Below are 8,416 nucleotides of genomic sequence, written 5' to 3' on the forward strand. Positions count from 1 at the left end.
CGTCCACCCCGTACCCGCCCTTCCCTTCGCCCGGAGACGCCCGGGTGGTGCCAGCACCACCGGCACTCCACGTGCTGTTGGGTTCGTGCCCCCGGGCCGCCGAACCTAGATTGGTTGCGTGACCGGTCAGAACACGCGCACCAGAGCCAGGAACGGCGGGAGAGGAGGGTTCCTCACCGCCCTCTCCGCCCTGCCCCGCGTGGCCGAAGCCTACGGGGCCGGCTGGCGCGTGCGCGTGGTCGAGGTCCTGCACCTGATGACCTCGCTGGCCCTGGCCCTGTGCTACCTGGTGCCCGCGTTCATGCTGGTGGTCTCGGCCACCTGGGTCGGCTTCGCGGTCTCCGGCCCCTGGCTGCCCGAGGTGTCCCGGCTCGTCCCCGACCGGCTGCTCTCGGACTCGCTCGCCTTCCTGGTCGGCCTCCCGGCCCTGGCGACCCTGCTGGCCCGCCTGTCCTGCCGGGTCCAGCGCAACCGGCTGGACAACGTGTTCGGGATCGTGGAGACCAGCCCGCCCGACCCCCTGGCCCACGACAAGCCGCTCGTGCGCGCCTGGCGGTTCGTGTTCGGCCGCGACGCCTGGTCGGCGGTCGTCTACAGCACCGTCGCCGGGATCCACGGCCTGCTGGCCGGGGGCGTGGTGGTGGCGCTGGTGGTGTGCGGCGGGGCGTCGGTCGCGGGCGCCCTGATGGGGATCGTGTTCGTGCTGGTGATGGGCTCTCCCGGCGACCTGGTCGGACCCCTGGTCCTGGTCGTGTTCGGGCCGCTGTGCGCCCTCGTCGGACTGCGCCTGGCCCCCTACATGGTCGCCACCGAGGTCCTGCTGCACCGCAGGCTGCTGTTCGAGGCGCCCGAGGTGCGCATCCGCCGCCGCCTGCTGCACGTCCAGGACAGCCGCCTGCGCATGGTCGACGCCGCCGAGGCCGAGCGCCGCCGCATCGAACGCGACCTGCACGACGGCGCCCAGCAGCGCCTGCTCGCCCTGACCATGACCCTGACCCGGGCGCGCTCGCGCGTGGCCACCGACCCCGACACGGCCCTGGAGCTGATCACCGAGGCCCAGCGCGAGTCCCGGGAGGTCATGGACGAGCTGCGCCAGGTGGCGCGCGGACTCCACCCCCGGGTCCTGACCGACCACGGACTGGGCGCGGCCCTGCCCGTGGCCGCCGGGCGCGCCCCGGTCCCCGTGCGGGTGGACGTCGAGTTGGAGGAGCGCCCCTCCCCGCGCGCCGAGGGGGTGGCCTACTACGTGGCCTGCGAGGCGCTGAACAACGTCGCCAAGCACTCCGGCGCCACCGGGGTCACCGTGGCCGCGGAGCGGGTGTCGCGCCCCGCCCGCGACGGCGGCGACCTGCTGCGGCTCACCGTCACCGACGACGGCTCCGGAGGGGCCGCTCCCCGGGCGGGCACGGGCCTGAACGGCCTGTGGGACCGCGTGGACGCGGTCGACGGCGTCCTGACCATCCACAGCCCGGCCGGTGAGGGCACCGTCCTGACCGCCGACATCCCTTGGGAGGCATGACCGTGTACACCGGTGCGAACCCCGTCCAGCCCGCGGAGAGAGGGCCCAGGGTGGTCATCGCCGAGGACTCGGTGCTGCTGCGCAGCGGGATGGCCCGCCTGCTGGAGGACGCGGGGGTGGAGATCGTCGCGCAGGTCGGCGACGCCGACGCGCTGATGCGGGCGGTGGAGGAGCACCCCGACGTGGACCTGTGCCTGGTCGACATCCGCATGCCGCCCACCTACTCCGAGGAGGGCATCCAGGCGGGTATCGCCATCCGCCAGAAGTACCCGGAGGTGGCGGTGCTGCTGCTGTCCCAGCACGTGGTCAGCCGCTACGCCGCCGACCTGCTCGGCAGCGGGGCCAGCAGGGTCGGCTACCTGCTCAAGGACCGGGTCGCCGACATCGACGAGTTCCTGTCGGTGCTGCGCCGCGTCGCCGGGGGCGGCGCCGCCATCGACCCGGAGGTGGTCTCGCAGCTGCTCAGCCGACGGCGCGACAACGCCCTGGCCCGGCTCACCCCGCGCGAGACCGAGGTGCTGGAGCTCATGGCGCAGGGGCTGAACAACGCGGGCGTGGCCTCGCGGCTGACCGTCACCGAACGCGCCGTGGAGAAGCACATCCGATCGATCTTCACCAAGCTGGACCTGGGCCACGACGACCACGACCACCGCAGGGTGCAGGCCGTGCTGCGCTACCTGCGCGGCGCGGACCGGGACTGACCGCGGACACCAGAGGGGGCGCGAGCCCAACGAGGAAGGAAGAACAGTGACATTCAAGGCACGGGGCCTGTACGCCTCTTCGAGCAAGGAGCCGCGCGGGTTCCGCGTGGGCCCGTGGCTGCTCCTGGGCGCGGTGCTGGTGCTGGGCGTGGTGGTGGCGACCGCCGTCTCCGTCCTGGGCAACGTGGGCGTGGACCGCGGCACACGCAGCGACGCCTACGGCGCGCCCCAGGCCGTGGAGATCGAGAACGGCACCGGCGGCGACGTCGTCCTCACCGGCGGCTCCGAGCGGGTGCAGGTGGACCGCACCCTGCGCGGAACCCCCCTCACCGAACCGGAGGAGGACATCGAGGAGGACGACGGCGCCCTCCAGGTGGAGGCCGCGTGCCTGGGCGTGCCGTTCTTCGACGGCTGCCGGATCGACTACGAGGTCGCGGTCCCGGTGGGGACCGCGGTGAGCGTGGAGACGGTCAACGGCCGGATCAGCGTGGAGAACGTCGACGGCGAGCTGGAGCTGGGCAGCATCAGCGGCGAGGTGCGGGTGGACGGCAACAGCGGCGACGTCACCGCCGAGTCCGTCAGCGGCACGATCGACGTGACCGGGGTGGAGGGTTCCGTGGTCGCGGAGACCACCAGCGGCCGGATCATCGCCGAGGGGACGGGCGAACACCTCCAGGCCGCGAGCACCTCCGGTGACGTGGACGTGTCCGGGTTCGGCGCGCGCACGATCGTGGCCGAGTCCACCAGCGGCGACGTCCGGGTGGGCGGGGGCTTCACCGAGGCCCAGGTCTCCACGGTCTCGGGGGGCATCGGGGTCGCCACCGACGACGCCTTCGACCTGATGAGCCTGGAGAGCATCAGCGGCGGGATCGACGTGCGGGTGCCCGAGGGCGCCTACGAGGTCACCGGGGAGTCCGCGTCCGGGGAACGCCGCGTGGACGTGGACACCTCCCCGGAGGCGGAGGCCCGCATCCAGGCCGACACCGTCAGCGGCGCGCTCAGCGTCACGTCGGGTTAGACCGGCCCGCTCCGGCGCGTTCGAAGCGCAGTGCCGCCCAGTCCGAGTCGATCGGCACCTGGGCGGTACCGCGCCACCCCGAGTCCAGGAGCGGATCCCAGCCCCGGTCCGCGGCCAGGTCGGTGATGATGGTGCCGCCGCGCCGGGGATAGCACACCCACAGGCGGGTGCCCGGCCCCACCACCTCCAGGACGCGGGGCGCCTCACGGCCCACGGTGCCCCGGTCCAGGGCGAACAGGTGCACGTCGTCGTAGTCGGCGCCCTCGATGGGGCCCAGGTCGATGTGGATGTCGGGGGGCGGTTCCAGCAGCCGCAGGTAGCGCTCGGGGGCGTTGAGGACGAGCAGCCGGTCGCCGGGGCGCACCCCGAGCCTCTGGGCGAGAGTGCCTGGGTTGTCCGACATATCCCCCTCCGTTCGTGGCCTGCGGGCGCCTCGCCCGTCTCCTGGCCACCGTACGGGCCGCGGCCGCGGAAACCGAGCACCTTCCCCGCCCGCACCCCGGCGAGGCCCTGTTTTTTAGGATGCTCCCATGACAGATGAAAACGGCGTACTGCGCTGGGGCGTGCTCGGGACCGGCGGTATCGCCCACTCCTTCGCCGAGGCGCTCGGGTCCACCCCCACGGCCCGGCTCACCGCGGTCGGCTCGCGCACCCCCGAGCGCGCCGAGGAGTTCGGCCGGGCCTGGGACGTCCCCGAACGCCACGGCAGCTACGAGGCCCTGGCCCAGAGCCCGAACGTGGACGCCGTGTACGTGGCCACCCCCCACCCCTGGCACCACCCCAACACCCTGACCTGCCTCAGGGCGGGCAAACACGTCCTGGTCGAGAAGCCCATGGCGATGAACGCCCTCCAGGTCTCGCAGATGGCCGAGGCGGCCCGCGAGGGCGGCCTCTTCCTGATGGAGGCGATGTGGACGCGCTACCTGCCCGCCTCCCGCCTGGTCCGCGACCTGGTGGAGGACGGCGCGATCGGCGAGGTGCGCTGGCTCTCGGCCGAGTTCGGCTTCAACGCCCCCTACGACCCCGACCACCGCCTCTTCAACGCCGACCTGGGCGGCGGCGCCCTGCTCGACCTGGGCGTGTACCCGCTGGCCTTCGCCTCCCAGCACCTGGGCGAGCTGACCGTGGTGGGCGCCACCCGCCACCTGTCGCCCGACCGGATGGTGGACACCGCCACCACCGTGCTCGTGCGCGGTGAGAACGGGGGCACCGGCTCGCTGTCGTGCGCCTCGCGGACCACGCTGCCCAACCGGGGGGTGCTGGCCGGGACGAAGGGCAGGCTGGAGATCCCGAACTTCTGGATGGCCACCGACGTGGTGCTGCACCGCGACGGCCACGAGCCGGAGGCCTTCTCCCGGCCCTTCCGCGCCAACGGCTACGAGTACGAGGCCGAGGAGGTCGCGCGGTGCGTGGCCGCCGGTGAGCTGGAGAGCCCCGACATGCCCTGGGCCGAGAGCCTGCGCCTGGCCCGGATCATGGACCAGATCCGTGACGTGGGCGGCCTGGTCTACAGCCCGGCCACGGTCAAGGCCGTGCCCCTGGCATGATCCCGGCCGCTCCCTCCCTCTCCTTCTTGGGAGCGGTCCCACGCCCTGGTTCCCCGGCGCCCGCGGGAAGGTCCCCGGCCTCCCGCGGGCGCCGACGCGCGTGCAGCAGGCGTGCGGCGGTGGCCCGTGCCAGGGCGGGCACGCTCATGCGTACCACCATCAGCACGGCGTCGCGGGGGCCGACCTCGTGGGCGAAGTAGTCGTCGAGAGCGAGGTGGCCGCTGCGGGGCCGGGTGCCGTAGATCCGGCCGTCGAACACGCGGTAGGCGTCGTGGATCAGCAGCGTGTCGGGGTCCAGGTTGGGCCCGTCGCCCAGCCACTCGGCGGCCTCGCCCGCGACGCGCCGGACCCGAGCGGGGAGGGGCCGGAGTTCGTTGGGGAAGACGCGCGCGTCGCCCAGGCTCTGGCGCCACGCGGCGTAGACGGCCGGGTGGCGGGTGCGCAGGACGACGTAGGTGGTCCGCAGCGGGTGGGCGAGGACCTCTCGGGTCAGGAAGTGGATCATCAGGGCGGCGGACAGGCCCGAGCGGCGGTGGGCGGGGACCACGCCCGCCGCGTCCAGGTACACGGCGCGCCGGGAGGCGAAGCGGCGGCGGTGGTAGCCGCCCCAGCCGACGGGGGAGCCGTCGGGGCCCAGGATCAGCGCCAGGGAGGCGACCTGGTCGAAGAACCCGGCGTCGATCCGGGCGCGCCAGTAGGACGAGTGGTCGGCGCCGAAGGCCCGCGCGGCCAGGTCGCGCAGGACGCGGTGCAGGCGTTCCCGGCAGGGCGGGGCCAGGGTCGCGGGGGAGTCCCAGCGGGCGAGGCGGTAGCCGGGGCACAGGTCCCGGACGGTGGGCGGCGCGCTCAGGTCGCGCAGTTCGGGTCCGTGGTCGTGGATGGTCACCTGCACCACTACTTTCACTACTCTCCGGAAAGAAACGACTCCCTAAAGTAGTGGTTTTGGCGTGCGTTCGGGCGAACTCCGCCCTGTCAGAGGCGGGGCGGGCTACGATTACCGCACAGGGAACTCCCACGACGGGTAGGCGGGTATGTGCGCACAGCCGGTACCGGACTGGCTCATCCCCCCGAGCAGGGGATTCAGAGCCGAGGACCTGGACACTCTGCCCGACCTCCCTCCCCACACAGAACTGATCGACGGGAGCCTCGTCCTCGTGAGTCCCCAGATGGGCTTCCACAGCGTTGTGATGGACCTGCTCACCATCGGTCTACGCCACACGGTTCCAGCTCACTACCGTGTGCGCCGTGAGATGACCGTGACGCTCGGACCGCGCCAGCGCCCCGAGCCGGACATCATGGTTGTGGCCACCGAGGCGGTGGACAACCGGCAGAGCACCTTCCTCCCGGATGCGGTGGCGCTTGCGGTCGAGGTGGTGTCGCAGGAGTCCATGGAGCGGGATCGGCACCGTAAGCCCCAGCTCTATGCCCAGGCGGGCATCCCCCACTTCTGGCGGGTGGAGAACAACGACAGCTCGCCCGTGGTGTACGTGTACGAGCTGGACCCGGCCAAGGCCTGTTATGTGCCCACCGGTATCCACCACGACCGGCTCAAGGTCGAGTTCCCCTACCCCGTGGACATCGACCTGACCGAGGTCCACCGACTCTGAACGCGCGGGCTCAGCCCGAGGCCGCCGCGCGGCCGAACCTCTCCGACAGGCGCGACATGTGCCCGCGCAGTTCGGCGGGCTCCTCCACCTCCATCTCCACGTCGAGCATGCCCAGGTAGCAGGCCATGTGGAGCAGCGAGTCCCCGGAGCACACCAGAACGCACGAGCGCTCGTCCACCGGCTCGATCCGCCCGAAGCCCGCCGCCGTGCGCTCGGCCTCCTCCGCCGGGACGAACAGCCTGATCCGCGCCTGCACGGGCCACATGTGCACGTCGATGCGTTCCCGCAGGTAGGCGGCGACCCCCTGCTCGGGCGGGTCGCGCGGGGGCACCCGCGGTCCGGTCGGCGTGAGCGGGCGCATCCGGTCCACCCGGAAGGTGCGCCAGTCGTCGCGTTCGGTGTCCCAGGCCACCAGGTACCAGCGCCGCCCGCGCGAGACCAGCCGGTGGGGCTCCACCACCCGGCGCGAGGCGCTGCCGTCGTGGCGCTCGTAGTCGAAGCGCAGCCGTTCGCTGTCCCGGCAGGTGGCGGCCACCAGCGCGAGCACGTCGGCGTCCACCGTGGGCCCGTCGGAGGGCATGGGGACGGTGAAGGCGCCCAGGGCGTCCACCCGGCGCCGCAGCCGCGAGGGCAGCACCTGCAAGAGCTTGGCCAGGGCGCGCACCGAGGTCTCCTCGATCCCCGACACCCCGCCCTGGGCGGCGGTGCGCAGCCCGACCGCGACCGCCACGGCCTCGTCGTCGTCCAGCAGCAGGGGCGGCAGGGCGGCGCCCGCGCCGAGCTGGTAGCCGCCCCCGGTACCCATGGTGGCCTGGATGGGGTAGCCCAGCTCGCGGAGGCGGTCCACGTCGCGGCGGACGGTGCGCGGACTCACCTGGAGACGGTCGGCGAGTTCGCCGCCCGGCCAGTCCTTGCGGGTCTGGAGCAGGGACAGCAGGCGCAGCAGGCGCGCGGAGGTCGCTCTCATGTCGGCAGTGTGCCAGGAGCGGAGGACGCTTTCGGTCCTCCACTCCTGGCGCCGGCCGGTCGGGCGGGATACTCAGGGCGGGGGAGGGATGCCTCAGCCGGTCACGGCGACCGCCTCCACCTCGACCAGCTGGTCGTCGTAGCCGAGCACGGCCACCCCGAGCAGGGTGCTGGGCGCGTCGTGCCCGCCCATGTGCGCGCGCACCACCTCCCAGGCCGCCACCAGGTCCTCCTGACGGTCGGAGGCGACGTAGACCGTGGTCTTGACGACGTCGGCCAGGTCGGCTCCGGCGTCGTTCAGCGCGGTGCGCAGGTTGCGCATGACCTGCTCGGCCTGGCCCGCGTAGTCGCCGACCGCGACGGTGCGGCCGTCCCCGTCGAGCGGGCAGGCGCCCGCTGTCCACACCACGCGCGCGGGCGCCCGGACCGTGGCGGCGTAGGCGTAGTCCACGGCCTCGGTCAGGGTCTGGCTGCGGATCAGTCGGACGGCGCTCATCGTTCTCCCGGGGGTTTCTGTCGGTCTCCGGCACCCCCGTCAACGACCGCGCGGGGGCCGCGGGTTCCGGTTCTGCCCACGGCAGAGGGCCCGCCTCCCCCGCCCTGAGGGAGGGGGCCGGGACCGAACGGCGTGCCCTCCCGCGCCGATCCGCGCCGCCGACCTCTCAGGACCGGTCGGGGATCAGGACGCTCAGGCAGGTCACGCACGCCTCCAGCTTCTCGAACTCGGAGACGTCCACCGGCAGCACCCGCCACCGGTCGGCGCTCAGCTGGTGGATCGTCTCGTGCGCGGCGGCGCTGACCAGCACGTCGCGTCCGCCCAGGGGCAGCACGTGTGCGCCCCGCTCCTCGGCCGCACGGCGCACGGGAGGCAGCGCGCCGGCCTCCACCAGCTCGGGCAGGCCCACCAGCGTGCCGTCGGGCAGCGCGGTCACCGCCGACTTCAGGTGCGGTGACGCGCCCATACCCACGCGCACGACCTCCCGGCCCAGCGGCTTGAGCAGCTGTTCGAGCTGGGCGGCGCCCTCGGCGTCGGTGCGCCCGCCCACCCCCACGTAGAC

General features: G+C 73.3%; 9 protein-coding genes and 1 pseudogene. 5 read left to right on the plus strand and 5 right to left on the minus strand.

What is annotated here, in order from left to right; genetic code table 11:
- The first annotated feature begins 199 nt into the window (after nt 1-199).
- From DQW06_RS08215 to DQW06_RS08225, 3 genes are read left to right on the plus strand one after another with little or no spacing between them, the layout of a single operon-like run.
- On the plus strand, nt 200-1,519 hold the full coding sequence (locus DQW06_RS08215) for a histidine kinase (RefSeq protein WP_071622094.1): 1,320 nt from the start codon (nt 200-202) through the stop codon (nt 1,517-1,519).
- A complete protein-coding gene (locus DQW06_RS08220; protein ID WP_019607246.1) occupies nt 1,516-2,220 on the plus strand; it encodes a response regulator transcription factor in 705 nt (234 codons plus the stop codon). Before DQW06_RS08215 ends, DQW06_RS08220 begins: the two co-directional genes overlap by 4 nt.
- Before the next feature lie 46 nt (nt 2,221-2,266).
- Nucleotides 2,267-3,238, plus strand: a complete 972-nt coding sequence (locus DQW06_RS08225; protein ID WP_013153126.1) for a DUF4097 family beta strand repeat-containing protein — start codon at nt 2,267-2,269, stop codon at nt 3,236-3,238.
- Here the strand turns inward: DQW06_RS08225 and DQW06_RS08230 are convergent.
- Entirely contained in the window at nt 3,225-3,641 is a 417-nt protein-coding gene (locus DQW06_RS08230; RefSeq protein WP_041552668.1) for a hypothetical protein, read from the minus strand. The two genes, DQW06_RS08225 and DQW06_RS08230, sit on opposite strands and share 14 nt — an antisense overlap.
- 127 nt (nt 3,642-3,768) lie before the next feature.
- Here DQW06_RS08230 and DQW06_RS08235 point away from each other — a divergent pair, with 127 nt between their 5' ends.
- Nucleotides 3,769-4,785, plus strand: coding sequence for a Gfo/Idh/MocA family protein (locus DQW06_RS08235; RefSeq protein WP_013153127.1), 1,017 nt, complete (start codon nt 3,769-3,771; stop codon nt 4,783-4,785).
- Here DQW06_RS08235 and DQW06_RS08240 read toward each other — a convergent pair.
- Nucleotides 4,763-5,680 (minus strand): GNAT family N-acetyltransferase, encoded by a 918-nt coding sequence (locus tag DQW06_RS08240; protein ID WP_083555266.1) that lies wholly within the window; start codon nt 5,678-5,680, stop codon nt 4,763-4,765. The two genes, DQW06_RS08235 and DQW06_RS08240, sit on opposite strands and share 23 nt — an antisense overlap.
- A 136-nt stretch (nt 5,681-5,816) precedes the next feature.
- On the opposite strand from DQW06_RS08240, the gene DQW06_RS08245 reads away from it, so the two are divergent.
- Complete coding sequence (locus tag DQW06_RS08245) at nt 5,817-6,392, plus strand: Uma2 family endonuclease (protein ID WP_013153129.1); 576 nt, start codon at nt 5,817-5,819, stop codon at nt 6,390-6,392.
- 10 nt (nt 6,393-6,402) lie between these two features.
- Here the strand turns inward: DQW06_RS08245 and DQW06_RS08250 are convergent, their stop codons facing one another.
- From DQW06_RS08250 to DQW06_RS08260, 3 genes and pseudogenes are all read right to left on the minus strand, one after another.
- The gene (locus DQW06_RS08250; protein ID WP_013153130.1) at nt 6,403-7,359 is read right to left on the minus strand and encodes a YafY family protein; all 957 of its coding nucleotides are present in this window, start codon (nt 7,357-7,359) and stop codon (nt 6,403-6,405) included.
- 93 nt (nt 7,360-7,452) lie between these two features.
- Nucleotides 7,453-7,854 (minus strand): RidA family protein, encoded by a 402-nt coding sequence (locus DQW06_RS08255; protein WP_071622097.1) that lies wholly within the window; start codon nt 7,852-7,854, stop codon nt 7,453-7,455.
- A gap of 166 nt (nt 7,855-8,020) precedes the next feature.
- Nucleotides 8,021-8,416: pseudogene (locus DQW06_RS08260) on the minus strand (N(G),N(G)-dimethylarginine dimethylaminohydrolase); the annotation flags it as partial.

It is taken from the genome of Nocardiopsis sp. TNDT3, from assembly GCF_003427465.1.
Taxonomy (GTDB): Bacteria; Actinomycetota; Actinomycetes; order Streptosporangiales; family Streptosporangiaceae; genus Nocardiopsis; species Nocardiopsis dassonvillei.

Coding starts and splice junctions, on each gene's coding strand:
- DQW06_RS08250 (WP_013153130.1), bottom strand. CDS start 7,359: ATGAGAGCGACCTCCGCGCGCCTGCTGCGCCTGCTGTCCCTGCTCCAG.
- DQW06_RS08230 (WP_041552668.1), bottom strand. CDS start 3,641: ATGTCGGACAACCCAGGCACTCTCGCCCAGAGGCTCGGGGTGCGCCCC.
- DQW06_RS08220 (WP_019607246.1), top strand. CDS start 1,516: ATGACCGTGTACACCGGTGCGAACCCCGTCCAGCCCGCGGAGAGAGGG.
- DQW06_RS08255 (WP_071622097.1), bottom strand. CDS start 7,854: ATGAGCGCCGTCCGACTGATCCGCAGCCAGACCCTGACCGAGGCCGTG.
- DQW06_RS08235 (WP_013153127.1), top strand. CDS start 3,769: ATGACAGATGAAAACGGCGTACTGCGCTGGGGCGTGCTCGGGACCGGC.
- DQW06_RS08245 (WP_013153129.1), top strand. CDS start 5,817: ATGTGCGCACAGCCGGTACCGGACTGGCTCATCCCCCCGAGCAGGGGA.